The sequence below is a fragment of the Acetomicrobium sp. UBA5826 genome, assembly GCF_002433005.1.
Taxonomy (GTDB): Bacteria; Synergistota; Synergistia; order Synergistales; family Acetomicrobiaceae; genus Acetomicrobium.
The window spans coordinates 105732-130264 of record NZ_DJHF01000022.1; the positions used below are offsets into that span (position 1 = coordinate 105732).

General features: G+C 49.1%; 22 protein-coding genes. 9 read left to right on the forward strand and 13 right to left on the reverse strand.

Annotated elements, in window-relative coordinates; genetic code table 11:
• Positions 1-15: 15 nt before the first annotated feature.
• From B3N34_RS08010 to B3N34_RS08025, 4 genes are read right to left on the reverse strand one after another with little or no spacing between them, the layout of a single operon-like run.
• Entirely contained in the window at positions 16-1296 is a 1281-nt protein-coding gene (locus B3N34_RS08010; RefSeq protein WP_286976614.1) for a CCA tRNA nucleotidyltransferase, read from the reverse strand.
• Between the two features lie 57 nt (positions 1297-1353).
• On the reverse strand, positions 1354-1527 hold the full coding sequence (locus B3N34_RS08015) for a DUF362 domain-containing protein (RefSeq protein ID WP_009201965.1): 174 nt from the start codon (positions 1525-1527) through the stop codon (positions 1354-1356).
• Positions 1528-1587: 60 nt separating this feature from the next.
• Positions 1588-2601 carry an NAD(P)H-dependent glycerol-3-phosphate dehydrogenase gene (locus tag B3N34_RS08020; RefSeq protein WP_286976616.1) on the reverse strand — a complete coding sequence of 338 codons (1014 nt, stop codon included), beginning with the start codon at positions 2599-2601 and terminating at the stop codon, positions 1588-1590.
• An 8-nt stretch (positions 2602-2609) separates the two neighbouring features.
• Positions 2610-2885, reverse strand: coding sequence for an acylphosphatase (locus B3N34_RS08025; RefSeq protein ID WP_286976619.1), 276 nt, complete (start codon positions 2883-2885; stop codon positions 2610-2612).
• 101 nt (positions 2886-2986) lie between these two features.
• On the opposite strand from B3N34_RS08025, the gene proC reads away from it, so the two are divergent.
• Positions 2987-3895 carry a pyrroline-5-carboxylate reductase gene (gene proC / locus B3N34_RS08030; RefSeq protein ID WP_286976621.1) on the forward strand — a complete coding sequence of 303 codons (909 nt, stop codon included), beginning with the start codon at positions 2987-2989 and terminating at the stop codon, positions 3893-3895.
• Here proC and B3N34_RS08035 read toward each other — a convergent pair.
• The 4 genes from B3N34_RS08035 to B3N34_RS08050 all read right to left on the reverse strand — a co-directional run bounded on the left by B3N34_RS08035 (position 3892) and on the right by B3N34_RS08050 (position 10768).
• On the reverse strand, positions 3892-5346 hold the full coding sequence (locus tag B3N34_RS08035) for a sodium:solute symporter family protein (RefSeq protein ID WP_286976624.1): 1455 nt from the start codon (positions 5344-5346) through the stop codon (positions 3892-3894). The two genes, proC and B3N34_RS08035, sit on opposite strands and share 4 nt — an antisense overlap.
• Positions 5343-5531: a hypothetical protein gene (locus B3N34_RS08040; protein ID WP_040348709.1), complete on the reverse strand. Its 189-nt coding sequence runs from the start codon at positions 5529-5531 to the stop codon at positions 5343-5345. The genes B3N34_RS08035 and B3N34_RS08040 overlap by 4 nt, the downstream gene beginning before the upstream one ends.
• A 26-nt stretch (positions 5532-5557) precedes the next feature.
• The gene (locus tag B3N34_RS08045; RefSeq protein ID WP_091461431.1) at positions 5558-6067 is read right to left on the reverse strand and encodes a transcription repressor NadR; all 510 of its coding nucleotides are present in this window, start codon (positions 6065-6067) and stop codon (positions 5558-5560) included.
• Between the two features lie 687 nt (positions 6068-6754).
• Entirely contained in the window at positions 6755-10768 is a 4014-nt protein-coding gene (locus B3N34_RS08050; RefSeq protein WP_286976628.1) for an acyl-CoA dehydratase activase-related protein, read from the reverse strand.
• 141 nt (positions 10769-10909) lie between these two features.
• Between B3N34_RS08050 and B3N34_RS08055 the strand changes: the two genes are divergently transcribed.
• From B3N34_RS08055 to B3N34_RS08080, 6 genes are read left to right on the forward strand one after another with little or no spacing between them, the layout of a single operon-like run.
• Complete coding sequence (locus B3N34_RS08055; protein ID WP_286976631.1) at positions 10910-12061, forward strand: NADH:flavin oxidoreductase; 1152 nt, start codon at positions 10910-10912, stop codon at positions 12059-12061.
• A gap of 21 nt (positions 12062-12082) precedes the next feature.
• Positions 12083-13729: an ABC transporter substrate-binding protein gene (locus B3N34_RS08060; RefSeq protein ID WP_286976633.1), complete on the forward strand. Its 1647-nt coding sequence runs from the start codon at positions 12083-12085 to the stop codon at positions 13727-13729.
• Between the two features lie 17 nt (positions 13730-13746).
• A complete protein-coding gene (locus B3N34_RS08065; RefSeq protein WP_286976751.1) occupies positions 13747-14706 on the forward strand; it encodes an ABC transporter permease in 960 nt (319 codons plus the stop codon).
• On the forward strand, positions 14703-15884 hold the full coding sequence (locus tag B3N34_RS08070) for an ABC transporter permease (protein WP_286976636.1): 1182 nt from the start codon (positions 14703-14705) through the stop codon (positions 15882-15884). The genes B3N34_RS08065 and B3N34_RS08070 overlap by 4 nt, the downstream gene beginning before the upstream one ends.
• Entirely contained in the window at positions 15881-16651 is a 771-nt protein-coding gene (locus tag B3N34_RS08075; protein WP_286976639.1) for an ABC transporter ATP-binding protein, read from the forward strand. The genes B3N34_RS08070 and B3N34_RS08075 overlap by 4 nt, the downstream gene beginning before the upstream one ends.
• The gene (locus B3N34_RS08080) at positions 16648-17571 is read left to right on the forward strand and encodes an ABC transporter ATP-binding protein (protein ID WP_286976641.1); all 924 of its coding nucleotides are present in this window, start codon (positions 16648-16650) and stop codon (positions 17569-17571) included. The genes B3N34_RS08075 and B3N34_RS08080 overlap by 4 nt, the downstream gene beginning before the upstream one ends.
• Before the next feature lie 4 nt (positions 17572-17575).
• On the opposite strand, the gene B3N34_RS08085 is transcribed toward B3N34_RS08080, so the two are convergent.
• On the reverse strand, positions 17576-18766 hold the full coding sequence (locus tag B3N34_RS08085) for an MFS transporter (protein WP_286976644.1): 1191 nt from the start codon (positions 18764-18766) through the stop codon (positions 17576-17578).
• Between the two features lie 203 nt (positions 18767-18969).
• Here B3N34_RS08085 and B3N34_RS08090 point away from each other — a divergent pair, with 203 nt between their 5' ends.
• Both B3N34_RS08090 and B3N34_RS08095 read left to right on the forward strand, forming a co-directional pair.
• The gene (locus B3N34_RS08090) at positions 18970-19524 is read left to right on the forward strand and encodes a rubrerythrin family protein (RefSeq protein ID WP_286976647.1); all 555 of its coding nucleotides are present in this window, start codon (positions 18970-18972) and stop codon (positions 19522-19524) included.
• A gap of 125 nt (positions 19525-19649) precedes the next feature.
• Complete coding sequence (locus B3N34_RS08095; protein ID WP_286976650.1) at positions 19650-20561, forward strand: DMT family transporter; 912 nt, start codon at positions 19650-19652, stop codon at positions 20559-20561.
• A 3-nt stretch (positions 20562-20564) separates the two neighbouring features.
• Here the strand turns inward: B3N34_RS08095 and B3N34_RS08100 are convergent, their stop codons facing one another.
• The 4 genes from B3N34_RS08100 to B3N34_RS08115 are packed head-to-tail and all read right to left on the reverse strand — an operon-like array spanning position 20565 to position 24532.
• A complete protein-coding gene (locus B3N34_RS08100; protein ID WP_286976653.1) occupies positions 20565-21482 on the reverse strand; it encodes a dihydrodipicolinate synthase family protein in 918 nt (305 codons plus the stop codon).
• A 2-nt stretch (positions 21483-21484) separates the two neighbouring features.
• Positions 21485-22180 (reverse strand): 4Fe-4S double cluster binding domain-containing protein, encoded by a 696-nt coding sequence (locus B3N34_RS08105; protein WP_286976655.1) that lies wholly within the window; start codon positions 22178-22180, stop codon positions 21485-21487.
• Between the two features lie 11 nt (positions 22181-22191).
• On the reverse strand, positions 22192-22905 hold the full coding sequence (gene phoU, locus B3N34_RS08110; protein WP_286976657.1) for a phosphate signaling complex protein PhoU: 714 nt from the start codon (positions 22903-22905) through the stop codon (positions 22192-22194).
• On the reverse strand, positions 22895-24532 hold the full coding sequence (locus B3N34_RS08115) for a Na/Pi symporter (RefSeq protein ID WP_286976659.1): 1638 nt from the start codon (positions 24530-24532) through the stop codon (positions 22895-22897). Before B3N34_RS08115 ends, phoU begins: the two co-directional genes overlap by 11 nt.
• Position 24533: the final 1 nt, after the last annotated feature.

Below are 24533 nucleotides of genomic sequence, written 5' to 3' on the forward strand. Positions count from 1 at the left end.
TCTTACAGCTTCTCTTTAACTTTCATTTAATTTCTTTAGGTAATCAATGGCATCTTCCCGGCTTTTAATATCGCCCTTTGCCATCATCTCGTATATTTCAAATATGATACGCCCCACTTCAGGGCCTTCTTCGATTTTTAGTATATCCATGACATCTCTGCCAGATATCAACTTCTCATCATCAGAAAGTTTAAAAAGACACGACAGGGCAATCTGTCGATTCTCTACCCATTTGGAATAATCTCTGTTGCTTGAACTTATATCTATATATGAAAGGAGGAAGAGTCCATCCAACCAGGCTTTGCCATACTCAAGATAAAGACGGGGAATGCGCTTTGGAGCTGTCGAGATCAAAGGGACCATATGCCATCTGACCAAGGCCGAAACTTTTTTCACGAAATAGGCCGGCCATGCCCACTGACCCATTATCTCCTTGGCCAAAGCCCCCCCTTTCTTCTCGTGATCTATGAATCGCAGCCTTTCTTCATCCTCTTTCATCGTGTACGGTTTTGCTATGTCATGAAACAAAGCTGCCGCCCGCACATCACACCTTTTCGTGATCTTTTCGGCATATTTCAAACACAGCTTGGTGTGTTCATAGACATCGCCTTCGGGATGAAATTGGGGATCCTGAGGAACCCCACGAAGTGCATAGACGTGAGGAAGGGTTGAGGCAAGAAATCCGGTATCTTCCAAAAGCTTTAAGAACGTAAATGGGCTTCCTCTTAAGGCTTTGTAGACTTCTTTGCCTATTCGCTCAAGGGGAACGTCCTTAAAGAGTGATAAACTCTCCCTTACAGCATCCATAGAGGAGTGGGAAACTTCGAACTCCCTCAAAGTTGAGGCGAATCTGAACAACCTTATGCAGCGGACGGGGTCTTCTTCAATTCGCTCTCTCGGAGAGCCGGTAAAACGAAGAACCTTATTTACAAGGTCTTTCATACCGCCAAAGGGGTCATAGAGATCTCCAAACCTATTTAAGGCCATGGCATTTATGGTGAAATCCCTTCGCGATAGGTCTTCTGATAGTATTTCACCTTGCAAAGGCGTTATCTCGACAGTCCATCCATTCTGAGGAATGACGAAGGTACAGAGAGGATCACGGCCCACTTTTTTGGCCTCCGGAAAGAGGCTCGCTATATCCATGGGCTTTGCCGATGTCGCAATATCGACGTCGCCAAAGGGGGATCCCATTGCCAAATCCCTTACGGTTCCTCCTACTATGTAGGCCTCAAAACCGCCTTTCTCGAAAAGGCACAAAATGTCGCATGATTTTGCCAGTTTATCTTTTGACATTTGCTTAACAAAAGGGGCCTAGTCGCCTAGGCCCAAAAATATTAGAACTCAACTATGCTATTGGGATATTGCCGATACCGGGCAGGTGGACACGCAGGCTCCACACTCTATGCAGGTATCGGGGTCCACTTTAGCTTTCCCGTCCTCAATGCTGATCGCCTCGGCCGGGCAAACACCAACACATGCTTCACATCCTATACAGGTATCCCTATCAACTACCGCTTTTGCCATGAAAAATCCCTCCTATTTTTTTGTTGAAGTTATTTTCAAAAGCTACAATCATGTAAAATTTTACATCCATTGCATAGCCGGGGGCAACTCGGGCTTTGGATCCCTCAACAGAAGGTTGCTCAATGCCTCATTGGGCGAAAGGCCCTCGTACAATATGGCGTACACCTCTTCGACGATAGGAAGTTCCACTCCCACCTGTTGTGCCATTTTCTTCAAAGCTTTAACGGTATAGATTCCCTCTGCGACTTGACCCAGTTCATCCGACGCTTCTTTCATGGATTTTCCCATGCCGACGGCAAAACCCAGGCGCATATTCCTCGAGTGGCTGCTGAAACAAGTAACGATCAAGTCTCCAACGCCCGCAAGGCCGGAAAGCGTCAGGGGATTAGCTCCCAACTTCGCTCCAAGCCGCATTATTTCGGCCAGCCCTCTGCTTACAAGAGCTGCCAAAGCATTATCTCCCAATTCCATGGCTTTTGCAATCCCGGCAGCGATGGCTATGACGTTTTTGACCGCCCCGCCGATTTCCACCCCGACGACATCGTTTGAAGTATAAACCCTGAAGGTGGGACGAGAAAAGACGTTTTGCCACATCTCGGCAGCCTCTACCTTCAAGGAAGCGACCACCACTGCCGTGGGAAAACCCCGGATTACCTCTTCGGCGTGGCTGGGGCCGGACAACACAGAATAGGAAACATCGCCCAAGACATTTTTTACTATTTCGCTGACGGTGGACACCGAATCTATTTCTATACCCTTGGCAACGTTGCATATTTCAGGCCTTTGGGGTGCCATATTCCCAGAAAGTTCCATCAAAAAGCCTCTTACGGCCTGAGTTGGGAGCGCCAAAACCCATTTCGGCGACTCAATTGCCTCGTCGATATTGGAAGTAGCCGTTACATTTGAAGAGATTCTGTATCCTCTGAGATAATTCGGATTTTCGCCCAACAAATTTATAGCCCGGGCCTGATCGGACCTCCTGCACCATAGGACAACCCGATGTCCCAATTCCCCGAGCAAATTTGCCAAAGCCGTACCCCAACTGCCGGCGCCAAAAACCGTGATCTCTTCCATTTAGTCGATCAACCTCTTATCTCAAAATTTTTCCACTCCGGATCGGGGTCTTCGTAGACCATGATCGCATCTTTTACAATAGCGTGAGGGGGTCCTTTTCTGCACCAATGGATCATCTTCTCCACGCTCTCCGGCTCTCCCTGGATCACGACCTCAACCCTTCCATCGTCCAGATTTCTTATAAAACCGGAAACCATTAGTTCTTTCGCTTTAGCGGCTGCATAATACCTGAAGGCCACCCCCTGCACCCTTCCCGTAAGCCAAAGATGCGCCCTCACGAGCACGAAGGTCCCTCCTTTCCTCGACACTCTCTGTTATCTTACCATAGACGGACAGCGACTCAACTGGCAAAAGGTAGGTGCGCAAAGGAGATTTAGCTGTTATAATGGCGAGAAAAATTCTTGATCGGGCTAATATAGACAATAATCCCTTTCAAGATATACACAGACAGGAGGATAGGATCGCAATGGAAAGGGAAAAAGTGGCCATTATAGGCGCAGGAGTCATTGGTGGGGCTATAGCCTGCGCCATAAGCGATGATTTTCAGGTTACTGCCACTAGGCGCAAAATCGAGAGGTTGTCCCCTCTAGCCGAAAAGGGCATCAACATAACTTCCGACAACGATAAGGCGGTATCGGAAGCAGAGGTCATCGTCATATCCGTAAAGCCCTATCAGGTGATACCTCTCTTGAAAAATCTCTCTCACTGCCTCAAGGATAAGCTGGTGATCTCCTTCGCGGCATCCATAAACCTTGACTTGATGCAACGTGTAATTCCCGACTCTCGAGTGGTCAGAGCTATGACCAATATTGCCGTTCAGGTAAAGGAAGGATATACCGTATATTCTTGCGGGAAAAACGTAACCGACTCAGACAAGAACGTCATCACAAAAATCTTCGGGGACATGGGTGAATACGAAGAAGTGGACGAGCAGCACCTCGACGTTTTGACGGCTATGGCAGGCTCAAGCCCGGCCTATCTTTACACAGTAGTAGAAGCCATGATATACGGGGCACTTCAAGTGGGATTGCCAAGAGATCTCGCCCTCAGAGCTGCGGCATGGTCCGTCATAGGAGCTTCTCACCTTCTCTTGAGCTCCGGGAAACACCCTGCCGAGTTGAGAGATATGGTGGTGACGCCCGGGGGCGTCACTATAGATGCCATTTATGCACTTGAGGACGGCAAGGTGAGGACTGCCTTCATGAAGGCCATACGCGATGCTTCTCTTAAAGCACAGCGCCTTGCCCGAGACGCTTGCGACGAAGCGGAAAGGCAGTTGGGAAGAGAGAATTAAAAGCCAAACTTGGCCGTTAAATCTTCCTTAAGTTCCCTTAAAAAAGACTCTGCCCCCTTTGGGGGTTGGGTCTTTTTGCTAATAAGGACGAATGCGACGGAGGATGTCAGCAGTCCCCAAATGGCAGGCCACTGCCCTAAGGGTTTTAGGTTGGCGACCGTCAAAAAGCCTACAGTAATCCCGCCAACCAATATACTGGCCACCGCTCCCTTGGCGCTGGACTTTTTCCAAAAGAAGGCTCCAATGATCGAGGGCAATTGCACGAGCAACCCCCCCGAAGCAAGCGAGGACAGTACGACGATCAAGTCGAGCTTAAGCTGAGAAAATAAAAGGCATGCGGCTATTAGGCATACTATGATGATTTTGGAAATGGCTAGCTCTCTTTCTTCAGAAAGGCCCGGGTTATAGGCCTTGAGCAAATCCCTTCCGAACATGTTGCTCAAGGTAAGGACGATGGAATTCATCGTCGATACCGCCGCAGCCAATATGCTCACAAATACCACCACCGAAATGGCCGGCGGAACTTCTTTCAACAACATGGGCATTGCATTATCGGGAAGATCAAGGCCCGGCACCATCAACGCGGCCATCAACCCCAATATGCAGCAAATCACGGTGTAAAAGAAACCGAAATAGGAAAAACCCACTATCATCCTTCTTATGCTGACGCAATCCTTTGGAATGAAAAGGCGTTGTACCACCTGCGGGTTGGTGATTGCAAAAAAAGCCCAGGGTAATGTCAATCCCACAAAAAAGGAGGGCGACCAGTTAAGGCGAAGCAAATCACTTCTTTCGGCGACGAGGACCCTGTGAAAACCGCCACCACCCAACTTCAAGGCCAGATAACCTACAAGCATGAGGCTGGCTACGAACATGATAACCGCCTGGAGAGCGTCGGTGCGGGCCACCGAACGGAGACCTGCCCACCAACAAAAAACAAAGGTGACAATGGCAGCAATGACGGTCCCAGTCGTATAACTTAAAGAGCCGTCTGATAAAGTTTCGACGAGATAGCCTGCTCCAATTAACTGCACAGAGGCGTAAGGTATCAACATAACTATACACAACAAAGAATTCAGCGCACCTACGCTTTTATTTTCGTATCTGAAACTCAACAGCTCCGACGGGCTTATAAGATCGTATTTCCTCCCTGCAATCCAATATCTTGGCGCAAAGAGGACGAGTAGAATAACCGTACCCATGAGGTAGGTAAGCTCAAACCCAAGGGCTGCTACGCCATAACGATATGTCAACCCCACAAGCCCCACCATCATGAAGGCGCTGTATGTAGTGGCACTATAGGTCATTGCGGAAACAAAGCCGTTTATCCTTCGACTGCCCAAAAAGTAATCCGCCAAATCGATTTTTCCCCTCTGGCGCGAAGAGTAGGATATATAGGAGCCGATGACGAACCATAAACCAACGCTTGCCATTAAAAGGGAGGCTGTCATGAGGTCTTCTCCTTTTTTCTGCCCCAATTTCTGGTATAGGCGGTCCCAGCTACAATCATGAAGAGGGTGGTCAATATCCAAAACAGAAAGGACCCGCTTTCTCTCAGAAAACAATAGGGAACGATCAAGTTGCAAAGGGCAAGGCCCAAAGCCAGAACAATCAAATATCTTTCTTTCTCGACCAAGGATGATCACACTCCCTCAAGTTTTATTAACCCAAAAATAGAAAGCCCAGCTTCTTAAGGGCCTCTTCTACCCTTTTCATGGTCTCCTCGTCATCGGCTTCGACAGTATGCAAGTGAAAGCCCCTTGCAAGGGAAAGCAGCGGTTCCTGGCCTGAACTTTCGAGCATATTTACGAAACGGGTTACCTCGTTACGCGATGCCACTCCTATGCTTCCCCTTATCTCGCCATATAGAGGATGATCGACCATAACGTCGAGCACTCTCCCTCCGGCTTCGACGATGGCCAGAAGTTCATCGAATATCTCCTCCTTGCTGTGTCTAACGGCTATAATCCTCCGTAATTTTTTTATCCTGTCTAGATAGTATCCTGAAGGAGTGGATATGACCTCCAGGCCTTGGGTTCGTAAGATCGCTATATCCTGAACTATGGCCTGACGGCTGACCCCAAAAAGATCAGCAAGATAGGAGCCGCTTACGGGCGAGGAGGCGTTTTTCAGAATTTCTTCGATTTTCTCAAGCCTTTCTGCGCGATTCATGACCTATTCCTCCCGCAATATGCTATAGCTGATACTAGCAGATAATAGCATAAGTAGTCAACAAAAAATCCCGGCTCGGAGCAAATCGTGGAAAGTTCCACTCATCGCTCCGAGCCGGGCAAAGGTCTGACAAAAGCTCGTTATTTCAGTGCTAAGACCTTTCTTGAATCACGAGATTACCCTTTACGGCAGGGCTCGTTCTTTTGCTTTTAAAACCCACGGAACCGTTCATCCTGGCCTTAAGACGGCACTGCTCTCTGAAGGCGGCTATTTCCGCCTCCAGGTTGGTGTTGGCCGAGTCTCCGAAAAAGGCATGGACCACGGGCACGATCAAACCGTGGTTGTCTTTGGTCTCTTCCTTCAACATGGCATCCATCTTGGCCATGGCGACGCCTTCTTGCATGCAGGTAAAGGGACCCACATGGAATATCCCGCAGACCTTCTGCCCGTTGCCTGGTAATTCCCCTCGCAAAAACTTCAAAAAGATGCCTATTACCAAAGGAGATTCACCGGTGATATCTCCGTGGTATCTCCTGCTTTTTTGGAGGTCTTCTATTATGACGCTGGGTTTAGGCAGGACCTCCCTTTCCTTGGCGGTCTCTCCGAAGATCCGCTTGAATCGCCAATCGGCGTATTCCATGTAAAATTGAGCAAACTTATAAGGAAATTTGGGGTTGTCCCTGATCGTCAGATAGTTGATATATTCGTANNGAGCCACTCCGTGATGCTCCCCCTGACCACTTCCAAACCCTCTTCCTCCAGCCTTTTTATCACGTATTCCGTGTAGGGATCGTGTTGCCGCGTGTAAATTTCTCCCACGTAGAGGATGAGGGGCAAGGAATGATGTTTGGCCTTTGGGGCTTCTTTCATAAAAAGGACCATGGTCTCCTTCGTCCACCGCTTCAGCGTTGCATAAGAAGCGCTATTTTCAACTAACAAATGTTCCAGCAGATCCAATCTCTGCTTGCACAGCTCGTCGAAGGCCTTTTTGTCGTCGCTATAGGGGCGGAACTTGCGGATAAGATCATCCACCATATCCGCCATTTTAATGGCCCTAAAAACGTTTATAAGGGCATTGGCCTTTCCCAATGTTCCGCCGAATTGCTCGGGGGCTTCTATCTCTATGTAGCTGCTGTCCGTGGAGGGGCTCACTATGGGAACAGAGTCAAGTCCTTCCTGTTTCAAAAATATCTTTAATACCTCTCCGTATTTGCCGAACCTGCAGGGACCCGACGTGGTCGGTAAAAATATAACGATGTTGTCTCTGACCCACTCCTTTCCCCTTTCTCGGGCAAGCTCCTCTATGGAAGCCATCACGTCACCAACTACCCCGCGAAGGGGGAAACACGTCTCCGTCGTTATGAACCTGCTTGCGGCGTCCTTGGATGCGCTGGTGGCCGTGGGCATGGCCATGGCATTGACGCCATAGTGTCGCAAGACGGCAGCTCCAAAACGACTGGCCTCACCCATGTAAGGTATTAACCATACGCGGGACCCTAAGCTCACCTTTTCCTTTTCCCCGTCATGAGGAAAAAGTACAAAGTCGGACAGAGGCATGTCCGTCTTGGGCTTTGCCCTTTGGACGACGCGCTCATGAGCTTCGGCCCTCGTGACGAAGGGGGCGTTATTTGTCTGGGCATCGGTAACAAGATGAAGAAAGGGTTTTTCCGCCCTCCTGAAGATCTCGCTCTCATGATAAAACTTCATGGAATCGGGACCGCAGGCGAAGTTCATCTGCCTGATCGGGAACAGTCTGGGATGTCTTGCCGTATATATAGCAGCCTGAAGTATGTGGGCATTTTGATACCAATATTCGTTGTAGCATAGCTCATCGATGGGGATATCGTGATAGTATTTCTCGAGAAAACTTTGGGGAATATACCTCATGCCCCGCTGCTTCGAGAACATCGACCCCGAGTTTGACGAGGCCTGGGGATCCAAAATCACGTAATCCCTTCCCAATCCCACATAGCCCACTTCGCCTGACCTTTCCAGCTCCTCCAAGAATTCGTCGCCGTATTTATAAACTGCTTCTTTGAAAGCCTTGAGCTTCTCTTTTGCATAGGACATGGCCTCCAAAATTCTTTCAACGCTGAAATCGTAGCCGAGCCTGCGAAATTCTTCGTGTAAAGATTTGGCTGATCTTTCGTCGTCGCCAAGGTAGAGCACGCTTAAAAACTCCCTTTCGGGCTCTATTCCCAATATATCCTGCAGGAGATAGCCCTCAGCTTCAGTATAGATGCAAAACTTGCGATGGGGCTTCTCGGGCCTGGTTTCCTCTATGAAACAGGGGTTGAAAATATGCTTGATCCTTCTGTCGTGATAAAGTAATGCAGCATGTCCTATTACAAGCTTCATGGCAATGCAAAACTCCGTGGGAGCGATGTTTATGCCTACTTGGGCTATCTCGTCATCCGATTTCGGCGTGAACACGGGTAGAAATCCCAGCTTTTTAAAGACAGCCGACGACCATATGCCCAAATCGCCCAGGGTGACGCCGCTTCTATGTATTCCAATCGTGGGCAAATCCAATCCATCGAGCTCATCCAGGTCTTCATATAAAATGCCGTCGAAGTGTTCATCCAATAACTTATGATAGATTTCGACGTAATCCTTTCTGCTTTGACCAGCCCCCTCGCTGTTTCCCCTGGGACAGAATCCTCCTGTTATAACCTCTTCTCCTCCTATGGAAAATATCTTAAGCTTACAGTTTCTCATTCCACAGGACAAAGGCCCAAAGTGGTCGCTGCACAGGACATCCCGTTTCTCGAATTTCATGTCAACCACTTCGAAACCCCTGAAGGCGGATCGTACTTCCTTTCCTTCGGTTTGCAGCTGCAATATCCTGTTGCGCAAAAATAGACCTGCTCCCCAAGCGCCGAAAAGCTCTCTATGGGGATATGCATATATCTCCTTGCCCGTGACCTGGGCCATTGCAGCCAGAAAGGCCAACCCCAAAGCGGGACCGCCCTGGCATGAGCATTTGCTTTTTACGTGCTGCGGCCCTCCCACGAACTTGTTGAAATAGCTAGCAGCCGTAGCCCTTATGATCGCCGCTGCAATCTGTTCCTTTGAGAAGCCCTCTGCTATGAGCCTGTTTTCTTCCATCTCCATAAAGACGCCGCAAGTTGAATCTATCAGAGGAACTGTATCGGCCTTGAGCGCCGCCTCCTGGAGGCTGGATTTAACGTCGAGGTCCAAAAGCTGTGCCATATTCTCAAGGGTCTGACCCGCTCCTGCCTGACAGGAATAGTTCATGCGAGCTTCCTCAATCTCATCTGTGGGCACACTGCCTTTTACCTTAAAGGTCGTAAACTTCATGTCCTGGCCGCCTATTTCGAAAATGGTATCTATGGCCGGATCGTGATGTTTAATGCCAACGGCATGGCAGGTGATTTCATCTACGGCACCGTCAAGGACTATAAAGCCCTCGGATTCAAGGACCCTTTTCTTCGATTGGCTAACGAGGATGCGCTCATAAAGCTTTCTAGCCGAACCGGTAGTGCATATACCCCGGACGTTGTAGTTTTCGGCCTTACCCGAGAGATATCTGAAGACTTCCTTCAAGGCTCCCTCGGGGTCGCCATGAGTACTTATGTATATCTTATCGAGGAGGTCTCCCGTCGATACGTCCACCACAGCTGCCTTGGTCGTAGTAGAACCGCCATCAACGCCAATAACTACATCCCTGATATCGCCATCGTCTACTTCCTTTACCTCTCCATCGTATACGTGCACTTTATCCAAGAATGTATATAGAGGAGGTGCGGAGGGACGTTTATCCCTAACGAAAGAAGTAATTTCGCCTACTTTTGAAAAATCCATAACGTGACGATTGCCCTTTTCTATCGCCTCATAGGCTGCTCCTATTGCAGCGACGGCCCTAAAATGCCGGGGTCGTTTCAAAACCACGCCCAAAAGTTCCTGAAGGCGCTTTAGAAGATAATCGCTTGCAAAAACACCTCCCGTAGCAACGGAACAAAGTGAGGTATCGAGATCTCTTGCACCAACTACGTCGTTTTTGTAATTTCGAGCAACTGTAGCAAACAGGCGCGATACCAGATATGCACGATCTGCTCCCTCGTTCTGTTCGTGTATCAAATCCGACTGAATCACTACCCCACAGCGAGCATTAAAACCTTGCACGGACTCATGTCGAGCCAGGTCCTTCTCGGCTTGCTCGTAAAGGCTCTCCATGAGTTTGGATTTCTCATCGGCAGCATTAGAATTGAACAGCAATTCATCTTCTTTGAGATAAAGACGCCTCAACTGCTTTTCTATAAGTATGCCCGACCCTCCGCCGCATTTGCTGTTAGCGGACCATTCGAGCAGATTGACCTCTTTCTCCAGATGGCCCAATCGGAAGAAGTAGGAATCCTTTGCGCCGATGTGAAAGACATAAACCGCATCGGGACATAAAAGGGATACCCCTTTTGGAATTGTTACGCTTTCGTAGTCGAAGAGTAATTCGGGAAAGACGTCTTTAATGTATTGAGCACCAATGCCCGTAAAAGCAGTTGAGACAATCTCTCCGTCTTTTGAGTTTGCCGACAGGTACGCCCATACATCGGGAAGTTTATTCAAAGGGGCCCCAAAATGGGACAGGCTCGGAGAGACGTAAAAGATTTTGCCCGATTCATCCAAAAGGACGCTATGAATAGTAGATGAACCTATATCTATGCCCGCGAAGAAACGTTTCATATTTATCTCCTCTTTTGCTATGCTAATATAATAATAGTCCCATATTTTCAGTCATTTTCAATTACATATTCTACATCAAGCCCCATGGAAATGACATATAATCTAAATATCAGGGCGACCACACAAAGGGAGGGATCATTTATGTCATTTGCCGATAGCATCATGAAACCTGCCACGCTAGGACGGATTGGCGTAAAAAATAGAATTATTCGATCGGCCACTTGCATGGCAGGAGCAGACGAAAAAACGGGAAATCCAACTCCCAAATTAATCGAAAAATACAAGGAGTTGGCCAAAGGTGGCGTAGGACTCATTATAACGGGTCACGCTTACGTTAACTCCAACGGTAAGGCCTCTCCCCGCCAGCTGTCCATATCTTCCGACGATAACATCTCCGGACTCGCCAATCTCGTCAGCGAAGCTCATGGGACAGGATGCCCCATGATAGTTCAGATCTCACATGCCGGTGCCTTTAGCATTACAGCAGAAGACGGGGTTGCGCTTGCTCCCTCGGATGTCAAAAACCCAATGACGGGCCGTCCCTGCAAAGGGATGACCATATCCGAGATTCATTCGCTCATAACGGATTTCGCAAAGGCAGCCCAAAGAGCGAAGGTTTCTAATGCCGATGGGGTACAGCTTCACCTCGCTCACGGATTTCTTCTGACTCAATTTCTTTCCCCCATCTTCAACAAAAGGAAGGACGGATACGGAGGAGAGGATATCCTAAAAAGAGCGCGAATAGTTTTCGAGATCCTTGAGGAAATCAGATATCGCACCGGAGAAGATTTTCCTCTCTGGGTCAAGATATCGGTCACAGAGGGAGCTAACGAGGGTTACTCCAGCCTTGAGGGGATAAGGCTTGCCCAGGAACTGGCCAGGGTAAAAGTCGACGCCATTGAAGTTTCGGGCGGAACCTTCTACGGAGACAAAAACCTTTCGCCATCCCGTACGGGCATAATAGCCGGTAAAAACGAGGGCTATTTTGCAGAAGAAGCCAGCGCTATAAGGGAGCGGGTGGGCAAGGCCACCCAGGTAATATTGGTCGGCGGATTGAGATCCCAGGAAAGTATGGTCAATCTTTTTGATAGAGGTACGGCAGAGGCCTTCTCCTTGTCGAGGCCCCTCATAGCGGAACCGGATTTGGTGAACCGATGGGCCTCGGGAGACAGAGAGCCAGCCGAATGCATTTCTTGCAACGCCTGCTCCAGGACCGCCAAGGTCGGTATCGTTTATTGTCCAGTAATGCGCGACGCTGCTGAGGGCATCTGGGCACCGCCGCCGGAGTGTTAGGCTAATCCAAAGGATACGTCCGTGAGAGACAGCAAAGCCCTTTATAATTCTAAAGTCTTTGCCCTTGTCGCCTTTACGGCCCTTCTCTTTGCCTTTGCACCCCATATAGGAGCGGCAGCGCCCTTCGACGAATACGACTTGCCAACCATCGAAGATCTTTATTGCGTCATCATAAAGGACAACGACGCCCAGCTTTTGGCGCTGGAAGGCGGCAAGGTAGATATGCTGGGGGATATCGCTCGTATTTCGGATATAAGAAGACTTAGCGATAACGAAAAGATAGACCTCTACCTGGCCGAGGGATTTCATGCCTTCTTTTTGGGGCTTAATTTAAGAAAGCCCCCATGGGACAGGGTGGAGCTGAGACGATCGATATGGGAGGTCCTGGATAGAAAGCAAATTGTGAGAGATGTTTTTGGAGGTTATGCCCTGCCTCTTTTCTCCTTTTTGCCTCCTGCTTCTCCCTACCAGGCAGAATCACCTGTAGGGGAGTCAAATCTCGAAAAGGCAAGGGAGAGGCTTGAGAAGTCCGGCTGGCGCTGGAGCAAAAAGGGAGTCTTGATATATCCGGGACAGACTAAACCCATTCCCAGGATGAAGCTCATGACACCCACGGCCCAGGTGGCACCCACTACAGCGGAGATAGCGGAGAGGATCTGCGAATCGATGAGAGGCCTCGGCATCCCCATCGAGACGGAGCCTATGGATTTTTCCATGATGGTTTCTCGCCTCGATAGAAGGGATTTCGATGCCTATGTCATTGCCTGGGGGCTGTCTCGAGACCCTGACAGCCTGTACGCATTCTATCACTCCTCAATGGATATAGAGGGTGGCTATAACATTAGCGGTATAAAGTTGCCTGATTTGGATGAGGCGCTGGAAGCTCTTAAATACGCAAAGGATGAAAATGAGGCGCGCGCAGCTGCCAGGGAAGCGCAAAAGCTCCTTTATGAGTACGTCCCTCAGGTGCCTATATACTCCAGATACTACGTCACGGCACTGCGAAACGATTGGGAAAACGCCGTAACCTCTAAATACACGACTCCCGATAACGTCTACTCATTTTTATCCCTGAAACACAGAGAGGACAGAAAAAACTTTTATTGGTCCCTGCCCGAAGAGCCTCGCAATCTGAACCCTATGTCTGCGGGCAGTGCTTACGATTGGCAAGTGCTTTCATTGATATACGAATCACTACTGGGCACCGATCCCTTCACACTGGAAGACATTCCATGGCTTGCAAAAAGCTGGAGGATAGAGACCACCGACGATGGCAGAGAAAGGACGCGCCTTTTCTTTGTCGTCAGGGAAGATATTAAATGGCATGACGGCAAACCCTTTACCGCCGAAGACGTAAAAGCTACCATAGCCTTCATGCGCAGACACTCCATCCCCAGGTACTACGATAATGTCAAAGACATAGAAGACATAAAGATACAGGGAGACCTCGTCGTCATAACATTTTCACAAAGAAGCTTTTGGTATTTACATCAAATCGGGGGATTGCCCATACTGCCCGCCCACGTGCTTTGTAACACAGAGGATTGGAGGTCTCTTTCTCCGGATAAGTTGATCGGCACAGGGCCCTTCCAATTTGCAAGTTATAAACCCGGAGAGTATGTAAAACTTCTTAAAAACAATAATTACTGGAGGAGAGCTGTTCGTTGAAAAGCGGTAATTACTGGATGCGCAGGATCTTCACAAGCCTTTTGGTCATTGTCATTGTTCTATCTCTTAACTTTTTTCTTTTCAGGCTGATGCCCGGTGACCCTACTAGCACCTTACTCGACCCGCGTTTTTCTCCCGAAGCAAAGGAGGAGCTGTTGAAATCCTACGGCCTGGACAAACCTCTATTCCAACAATTTCTTTTGTACGTCAAACAAATGCTCTCCTTCAAATTCGGACTTTCCTTTTTATCTCAAAAACCTGTTTGGCAGGAATTGGCCGAGAGGCTGCCCAATACGTTGGCGCTGCTTTTGCCTTCCCTTTTCCTCTCTGCCGTATTGGGTACCTTTCTGGGAGTGATGGCTGCAAAAGGGAGGGGGAAATTCAGCGAGAAGATCGTATTGATGTCGGGTGCAGTATCGTTTTCCTTTCCATCCTTCTTCGTACAACTGGTCCTCCTACTGCTCTTCGCCCATGTCCTTCCCCTCTTTCCCCTGAGGGGCAGCGCCTCCATCCCTCCACCCGTCGGTTTCTGGAACCTCCTTGGAGACAAGGTATGGCATATGGCCTTACCGGTCCTTTCTCTGGTGCTGATCGGCTTTGGTTCGTGGGCGCTTTACGTCAGAAACCTTATGGTAAAGACCTTGGGAGAGGACTTCGTCTTGCTGGCTAGGGCGAAGGGGCTGAGAGAAGGCCAAATCCTTTGGGGACATGCTTTCAGGACTGCCCTCCCTCCAATTATAACCATCTTTTTCCTGTCCCTGCCGGGGGTTATATCGGGAGCGGTTATCACGGAGACGGTCTTTTCCCTCCACGGCGTTGGAAAATTTTTGCTCGAGGCCGTCTCGGGACACGATTATCCGGCAGCTGGGGCCGCCTTTTACCTTCTTGCCTTAATAACCGTCATATGTAACCTGCTGGCTGACGCAGCCTATGCCTTGGTGGATCCGAGAATAAGCTTCAGAAAGGTAAGGCGATGATCTTGCGACGTTACGGCATTCTCATCCTGATCATCTTCCTCATTTTGGCATTTTTGGCCCCGCTTTTCATGGGACCTGCAAACGAAACGGTAGCTCCCCCCTTTTCCAAGCCACTCTGGCTCGACCTTAAATCGCCGGCTCCCCGATCTTACAGCGTGAAGGACGAGATCTTCTCCTTCAAATGGGACGGCAATCCTCCTGCGACATTCTCTCTAAAAGGCACCGTATCCTTCGACAGACCTCCCGAAAGGGCCTTTATTTTACTCGTAACGCCAAGCGGAGCTTACAAATTGGCGGATCTCTCGGGAGCCAAAAGGTTCGATATCGACATTGATTCCAGGGATGTGCCCCTGAAATTAGAGTTGGGCATGGATCCCTTCTCAGACCTTTCGGAGATCGCCTTCTCCGAAAGGGGCATATACGAATTAATCGTTAAATCCGACGAGGATGCGACCATCGATCTGAACCTGGACATCCACGTCGGAAGATGGGGTATCTTTGGGACTGACCAAAGGGGAAGGGATGTCTTACGCCTCTTCGTGGAGGGCATCAAAATTTCCCTCTTGGTGGGAATATCCGCCACTTTGCTGGCCTCTACGCTGGGAATGGGGTTGGGCTTGCTGGCAGGTTATTTGGGCGGTTTCGTCGATTCGGCGATAATGAGGATGATCGACGTCCTGCTTGCCATACCGACTCTACCGATATTGATGGTTATTTCAGGGATATGGGGAAGAGGGCTCTGGCAGATTGTACTGGTGTTGTCCATTTTTTCCTGGATGGGAACGGCACGGGTCGTCAGAGCTATGACGCTATCGATCAGAGAAGCTCCTTACATTGAAAACCTTCGAGCCCTGGGAGCGCCAACGGGATACATCTTGGCCCGACATCTCGTGCCGGAAGCGCTGCCTCTTCTGCTTGCCCAAATGGCGCTCGGCGTGCCTGGGGCGATACTGGCCGAAGCGGGGCTCTCTTTTCTGGGCCTTTCCGATCCTTTAATGCCCTCGTGGGGGCGGATGTTACACGAAGCTCACGTATTTGGCGCCTTCACAGGAGGCGCTTGGTGGCTTATATTTCCGCCTGGCCTGGGAATAGCCGCGATATGCCTTACCTTTATCGGCATAGGAAGGCAACTCGAGGAGAGAACAGATCCGCGATTGAAGGAGAGTTTGAGGAAATGATGGAGATTAGCCATTTAAGCGTTACCTACCCCAACGGCGTCGAAGCCGTTACAGATGCCAATCTAATGCTTTCACCAGGTGAGATAGTGGCGTTGGTAGGAGAATCGGGCAGCGGCAAAAGCAGCCTCCTTTACGCATCCCTTGCGCTTTTGCCCAGAGGATCCAAGACATCGGGTGAAGTCTTTTTAGACGGCATGAACTTCTTGAGCCTTCCCCACGACAGGAAAAGGCAATTCAGATGGAAGAAGGTATCTTTGGTACTTCAAGGTTCGATGAACTCCTTCACTCCTGTCTTGGCGATGGAAAGACAGTTCGTCGAGGCAATGCAAGAACATCTGAATATGAAGGAGACAGACGCAGCGGCCAGGGCGGGCGAACTTCTTGAGGAAGTGGGCTTGGATCGAAAGTTTCTCCGTAGATTTCCTCACGAGATGTCGGGGGGCCAAAAACAGCGCTGCGCTATTGCGATGGCTCTATGTTGCAGCCCCGATTATTTGCTGGCGGACGAACCGACCACCGCCCTGGACGTCATAACGCAAGCTGAAATAATCGATCTCCTCAAAAGAATAGTGAAGGCACGCAATATGGGCATGTTGATGGTAACCCATGATTTGGCCCTGGCCGCCTCTATTGCCGATAAAATATCAGTTATGCACAGAAGCCGAATCGTGGAGACCGCCGAAAGGGATAGAATTATTAACGATCCAAAGCACCCCCACACGATCTCTCTGATCAGATCCCTGCGCACAATGGAGGAAGAACATTGAAAGAAGAGATAGTTTCGGCGGAAAATGTGACCCTCGCCTTCGGCAAAGAAAAAAATTATGCCCTTTCCGGCGTCTCATTTTCCATGCAGAGAGGCGGAAGCATCGCTTTTATAGGAGAATCAGGCAGCGGCAAGACTTCGATGTTGCGAATCCTCCTGGGACTTATTGAACCCACCCGCGGAAGGGTGCGCCTCTTCGGCAAATATTTGGATGAAGTCGGCGACGAAGAGCTTCGGGAGATAAGGAAAGCTTGCGGCTACATACCCCAGGATCCCTTCGGAGGTCTGCCGCCGATCCTTACTGCCCTTCAAGCTGTAATGGAGCCGCTTGTAATTACCCGATTAAACGTCAAAAAGACAGGACTGGAGAGAGCAAAGGAGCTTTTGTCATCTTTGGGCATAGGAGAAACCCTATGGAACAGAAAATTGATCCAGGGTTTCTCGGGTGGCCAGCGCCAGAGGATAATGTTGGCCCGTGCCCTCGTAACGGATCCGAAGCTGCTTTTCGCTGACGAACCCACTTCCATGCAGGATGCATCAACGCGCATGGATCTGGTCAATCTAATAAGAGGACACCACCGAAGAGGCATGTCCCTGATCTTCGTAACCCACGACCTCTTACTGGCCAAGGTCATCGCCGAAAGGGGGATTGTCCTTTATAGTGGTCACATGTGCGAAACAGGCCATACCGGCCCCCTCCTGAAAGATCCTCTCCACCCTTATACCATGGCGCTTTCCGCGGCTCTTCCAAGGCTTGGAAAGCCAATCGAGATAAAGACGAAAAGAAGGCCCCTTCCTCCTCACTGGAAAGGCTGCCCCTATTTCTCCCTATGTCCCTACGCATCGGACAGATGCCACGCTCTTCCTCCCCTAAAGAAAATCGGAGACGACAGAAGCGTGGCCTGCTTCTTGTACTTTTAAACCTTTACTGCCTGTGCTTTCCCAAAAACATAACAAAAGCCATAAAGGAAAGGAGCACAGCCAGCAAAACGAAGAGGATTACGTAAGCCAGCGCTTTGTCGTAGAGTCGCCCTATAATAAAACTTCCGCAAAAAAGAGAAATACCGTATGCGGCGTTGAATATGCCGTAGGCAGTTCCCCTGCGGGCAGGCGGAACGATATCGGCTATAGCCGCTCGCATGATAGTCTCGTGAACAGCCATTACCAAACCCCATAATCCGACGCCAAGGCCCAAGGATATTGGATCTCTAGCAAAGGCAAAAAGCGGTATGGGAAGGGTGAAAACGGGAACGAAAAGAAGACACCTCAAACCAATGCTGTCATACAACCTTCCGACAATCAAGGCAAACAGGGCATCTATTCCCATGGCAATGGCGTAATATATCGGTATGCTCACGTCAGAGACGAATGCTCCCGATTTCATGTGATAGGCCATTATCTGAAATGGTATGAGTCCCACTCCAGCAAGACAGACGAACAACATATATCGCCAAAATACCCTCGGCAATTTGGCTTCCTTTTCCCCTTCCCCCTCTGCTTCCTCTTCCATCTCGAAACTCTGGGGAGCCGGAGTCGTCCTTTTTACAAGAGCCAATACAAGCAAAATCGACACTGCAGGTACAAATAGAAGCGAAAAACCCCCTCTAAAACCCAAGCCGAGGTATAGAGCAAGGGACATTATAAGCGGACCGATTATAGCGCCTATTTGGTCCATCGCCTCATGAATCCCAAAACCCCAACCTCTCCCCACCTGTTTGGTGGCATATGAAAGCAAAGCATCCCTTGCAGGGCTTCTGATGGCCTTTCCGAGCCGTTCGCCCAAAATAAATAGGGCAGCTATCTTCCACGAGGGCGCCACTGCGAGCAGGGGAACACACAAGATGAGACCATACCCCAAAAAGACCAGCGGCCAATATGCCTTGGACCGATCGGCCAAGCGACCGGAAAAAATGCGCACGGCGTAGCCAAGCAGCTCTCCAAAACCGACGACAAAGCCGACAGCTCCTGCGCTGGCACCAAGAGTTGCCATAAAAGCACCGGTGGAACTTCTGGCACCTTCGTAGGCCATATCCCCGAAAAGGCTCACAAGCCCCATCATCAATATAAAACGCATGGAAGCCCTTCTCACATCGTAAACTTTCGATGAATCCTTCATTGCCGCTACCCCCTTTCGTATGATGGCATAAAACCACGGTCAAAAAAAACACTTATTGGCTTTATATATTGATATAATAACCTAAGAGCGTTGACTTAATCTGGAGTATAATATGACCCTGCTTGACAAACAAGTTGAATTTATTTTAAATTATACATGCTTCCGAAATTATGGTGTATAAAATATTAGGGAGGGTGATACAGATGGCTGTAAAGAACGCAATGACGGCTGATTTCTTGCGCTCCGCCTATGGTGGCGAGAGCATGGCCCATATGAGGTATCTGCATTGGAGCGAGATTGCACAAAAGGAAGGTTTTCCAAATATAGCCCGTCTTTTTAAGGCCATAGCCTATGCCGAACAGGTCCACGCTGGGAATCATTTCAATGTCTTAGATGGAGACATTGGCGACCACTCTGTAACTGCCGGCGGCGTATTCGGCGGTAAAAAGACCGCAGAAAACCTGCTCGGGGGCATCATGGGAGAGGAGCACGAGGTGGAACAAATGTACCCTGCCTATTTGGAAGTGGCCAAGATGCAGGGGGAAAAGGAAGCCGTCAGGTCTTTCACCTTCGCCTTAGAGGCAGAAAAGATACATGCCGAACTTTACAAAAAGGCCAAAGAGGCAGCAGAGCAGGGCAAGGATTTCGAATTCAAGAAGGTTTACATCTGCCCTGTATGTGGACATACCGTCTTGGATAAACTTCCCGATCAGTGTCCCGTATGTGGAGCCAAAAAAGATATATATAAAGAATTTTAATCTTGGAAGATCGCAATAATGCAACGAAGGACGCCTGGTTGTAAAATCTAATCGGGCGTCCTTTTTATGCCCCCTGAAAAGTTTTGTCTCAAAAGAAAAAGGTCAAAGGGGTTAAATAGAAAAAAATGAGCATGAGTCGGAGAAATCGAGCCTTTATCGAGGCAGCATCGGCAACCATCTTTTGGGGAGCCTCCTTTGTGGCCATGAAGATAGCCGTAAATGAGACGAGTCCATCCATGATAGTGTGGTTTCGATCCCTGGCCGGATTCGGCGTTTTATCCTTATGGTTATGGAAAAGGAAAAATGGCGGGATATATGTATCGCCCAAGGATTTGTTATATATGGCCGCCCTGGGACTCATGGGAGTAACCTTTCACAACCTTATCCAGGCAGAAGCGTTGAAAACTGCTCAGGCAGCCACATCCGCCTGGATAGTATCGACCACGCCCTTGATAATAGCCTTATTTGGGCGGATCTTTTTAAAAGAGAGGATCGCGAGGGAGGGAGTCATCGGCCTTTTTTCGGCAGCCCTCGGCGTACTGCTTGTCCTGGGGGAAGGAAGTTCGCTCTTGCCTAAAGGAATAACAGCAGGCGACCTGTTGATCTCCTTGAGCGCGATAAATTGGGCGGCCTTTACTGTAATTTCGAGAAAGTTCCTGGAAAGAAGGGACCAAATAGTCTCCCTCTTTTACATAATGTCCTTCGGTTGGCTTTTCTCGAACATACCTGTCTACTTTTCGGGCTTTTCCCTTTCCTTTTCCTGGCAGGTATGGATTAGCCTTCTCTTTTTAGGTGTACTGTGCTCCGGTATCGCCTACATATTTTGGTACGAAGCGCTATACGCGTTGCCAGCGTCTCAGGTCGGTGTCTTTATGTACCTCAACCCCTTGACGGCTACGATAACTGCCGTAATGCTTTTAAACGAATCGCTTTCCCTTAAAGACGCGGCAGGGGCCTTGCTCGTCCTCCTTGGACTATGGATGGTGAACAGGAAGAAAAGCAATGCCCCTCAGGTCGAAAATTCTTCTTTAAAATAATCCCTAACTCCCACAAACCTCGGAAAAAACCTTCAAAGCATCAACTATTATTTTAGATATTTCTTCTTTTACTGCTCCACTGGCAGGAAGTATGGGCAATCTTGGAGATCCCCCGTGAAAGCCGACAATTTCCATGGCCGCCTTCATTCCCCCGATGCCGTAACGAGTTGTAACCGCTGCGTTAAGGTCTAGCAAGCCAAGCTGCAGTTTTCTGGCCTTATCCAAGTCGCCCTCTTTATAGAGATCGTGAATCGCTGCACAGTAATCCGGCAAGACGTTTGCCACAGCCAAGGTACCGCCCACTCCTCCAAGCATGAGCGTGGGCAAAAGGAAGCTCCCGGAACCGGCAAAGACGGCGAAATCATTAGGGCATTTTGCTATGATCTCTGCGATTTGGGAGATATTTCCCGAGCTATCCTTGATGCCGATGATATTGGGGTGTTTTGCCAACCTTGCCACAAGGCTCGACGTTAAGTTTATTCCCGTGTTCCTGGGCATGTTATAAAGCATCACGGGCACCTTGCATTCATCGGCAATTGTCGTGAAATACCTTTCCAACGCCTCATCAGTCATATCGCTTTTGTAATAACTTGGCGTGACGACTAAAATCGCATCTACGCCTATGTCGGCCGATTCATTGCTCAACATAATCGTCTCGCGCAAAGACTCGCATCCAGTCCCTGCTATGAGAAGCTTATTTCTGTCAAGCGTCTCTTTAACTGATTTCACTAGGGCGATCTTTTCCCGATAACTCAACAGGGGGAACTCTCCGTTGCTTCCCAGGACGACCAGTCCGGAAAGTTTAGTCTCGTTGAACTTCCTGACGTTATCGCAAAAACCTTCCAGATCTAAGTCGCCAGCCTCATCAAATATGGTGGCTATTGGCGCGAATATGCCTTCCACTTTTTTCAAGTAGATCACCTTCAACTTTCTCTATTTTTTGACCGAAGATAACGCTTCGTCCAGGGACAGGCAGCTATGCATATCCCACATATGGTAGCTCCAATTTCGGGACGTCTGGCGTTTTCACTAGTCTTCTTGTAACAAAGACTGGCATCGAAAAATTCCTCTCTTTTCAACGATGGATTCCATTCCCTTCCCGAGGGCGCCGAAACCGGACATGCGCTAACGCAGGAGTCACAACTACCGCATCGGGAGCTTCCTACCGGCTCACCACTGGGAAGGGCCATCTCCGTCAAGACGGAGGCCAGACGCAGGGCCGATCCATACTGCTCTGTCACTAAAAGGGCGCACTTGCCTATCCACCCGAGGCCTGCCCTTGTAGCTACAGTCTTGTGGGGCAAAGGCGTGACTAATCTGTCGGCACTCACATTTGTTGTGGCCGGAATGTATTTGGCCTTCCATCCCCGCGAGGCAATAAAATCCGCAGTAAATTCCGCCAATTTGCCCAAAATTTCGTTGGCCCTGTGGTAAAGGGCCGCGTATTCGCCCGTTGGCCCGTCGCTTATTTGCGATATAACGTCGGGGTCAAGGGCATAGGCAATCGATATTCCAAAAGGCATTCCCGCTTCTGGAGAAATACCCTTTAGATCGGCAAAGCCGACCAAAGAAGCACCTCTTCGATGAAGTTCGTCCTTAAGTTCGAAAGCAAAATCCATGATCATCCCCCCTAGGCTCTCCTCTTTAGCTTTTCCTTTATCCTCTCCCCCGTGACGCTGAAAAAGGCGCGTTCTGCTATGTTGCTGGCATGATCGCCGGCCCTCTCCAGATACCTGGACACCAGAAGCAGATCAGTGGCCTTCTTTACAGAATAGGGATCATCCATCTTTGTTGAAGCCATGATCTGAATTATCTCGGCAAATATGCCCCTGTTCAGCGCATCCACCTCGTCGTCGCGTTTAAAAACTTCTACCAACTTATCCACATCCTTCTCCTCGAAGGCCTTGATAGCCCCCCTTACCATCTCTATTACTATCCTTCCCATCTTCGGTATGTCGATCAAAGGCTTGAGCAGACCTTCCCTGTTTAACTCCAGTGCCCTTTCTGCTATATTCACGGCCTGATCTCCGATGCGTTCTAATTCCGTAATAACTTTGATGATAGTAAAGACGAAGCGCAGATCCTCTCGGACCGGCTGGCGCATAGCCAATAAGCGAAGGCACTCCTGTTCAACCTCGACTTCCACTATGTCTATTGCATCGTCCTTGCCGATGACCTCTAAAGCCATATCGTCGCTTCTTTTCATGATGGCTTCCAAAGAATCGCTTATAGACAGTTCGACCAAATCGGCCATCGAATTGAGCCGCTCGAAGAGCCATTTTCTGTCCCTCTCGAAAAGCCCCCCAACCTTCTGATCATCTTTGGACTCTCTCTTAAAGATCAAATTCCCTCTCTCCCTGTTGGTTGATAAATCTTTTATCGTCTTCTTCGCTCTTTTCATTATAACGTCTTGCTACGCGCGCAAATTCCAGAGATTCTCTCAAAATGACATCGAGCAGGGTCAACAGATCGATCAATTCGGTGCCACCCTCGATCCTATGATGAGATAACATAAGCCTGTTTTTTCTTTCAGCTATGATCTGGGAAAACTCTCCATAGAGCTTAAAGGCCTTCTTCGCAAAGGAAGGATCGTCCAGGGCATAGGCGCCTAGACTGCTAGTGAAGATGTCGAAAAAAAGGCCCTTAATTTCCTCCATTTCTGAAAGGAGAAGAGAGTATCCCACAACTTCCCTCTCTCCTCTGAGCAGGGGAAAAAGCCTTGCCGTGGCCAGAGTGACCATATTTTTAAGGGCATTTAAGGAGTAAGAGGTGGCGACGAACTCCTTAACGAGGGCGCTATCTTCCTTCGAAATCCACGTTATTGCCGACCGATAGAAGACACAGGAATCGACCAGATCGGGCAAACTTGACTTCAATAAAAACAGACGTCCCTCGTCTATGTCTCCATGAAACAATCCGTAAAGAAATTCCTCCAAAAAATTGGAGGCTCGAACTATCTCTTTCGTAAGCAGTGAAACTGCCAGGGGGGTAATGTCCACAAAGGCCCAATCGAGGTATAAAGGCTCTATGGATTCCCTTCCGCTGAAGCTGGCAAGCCTTTCTCCTATCTTGGAAAGAAACGAGACAAAGGGCAACAGCAAGACCATGTTAGTCAATACCAGCAATATTTGGAGAAAGGCTATATGAACGTCTATCGTTACGGGCAAGCTTTCTCCTATTTTCACATAAAGGGCACCCAATGGGATCATGGGCAGTATTCCAAAGACCCTGTAAAGAAATGTGCTCCATGCAAGTCCCTGAGATTTTCTTTTCTTTCCCAAAGCCGCCAGTAGGGCTGAGCTGGAAGAACCAACGTAGGCTCCCAGAATGATAGGCAAGACAGAGGGAAAGGGGAGCAAGCCGGATCCGGCCATACCCATTGCTACAGCAAGGGTTGCCGTACTGCTTTGGATGATCGATGTAAGCAAATAAGCCGTCAAAGCCATGAGAAGGAAGGAACCTGTCAAGAAAGTCATCAAGTTCCTCACCAGCTCCGAATAGACGAGCGGCTGAGACCCCAGCTTTATAAGGGTCATCCCCAGGAACACGACGGAAATCCCCTCTGCTATCTTAAAATATTCCTTCCAGCGCCCTTTAGCGAAACGTCCAAAAAACACTATGACGAAAAAGGCTACAGGGCTGTATAAAATAACATCCAGGCTCAAAAAATACACGATTAATCCAGTACCTACACTTGCTCCAATTATGGCAACGAGGGCGCCCTCGGAGGCCATAAGCCCAACCTCTACCAAGCCCACGATAAATGATGTTGCTGCAGCACTGCTTTGCACCATTACCGAAAAGACCAAACCAAAGAGCAGAGAGGACCTTTTTCTGGCTCCTAGGTGAGACAAAAACACTTTTCCGTTTCTGCCGAGATACTTCTTTATATTCTCGGGACAGACGTTAAGTCCGTATAAAAAAAGCCCTACTCCGCCAAGGAGCAAAATAAATCCATACAAAGGCGTCAAA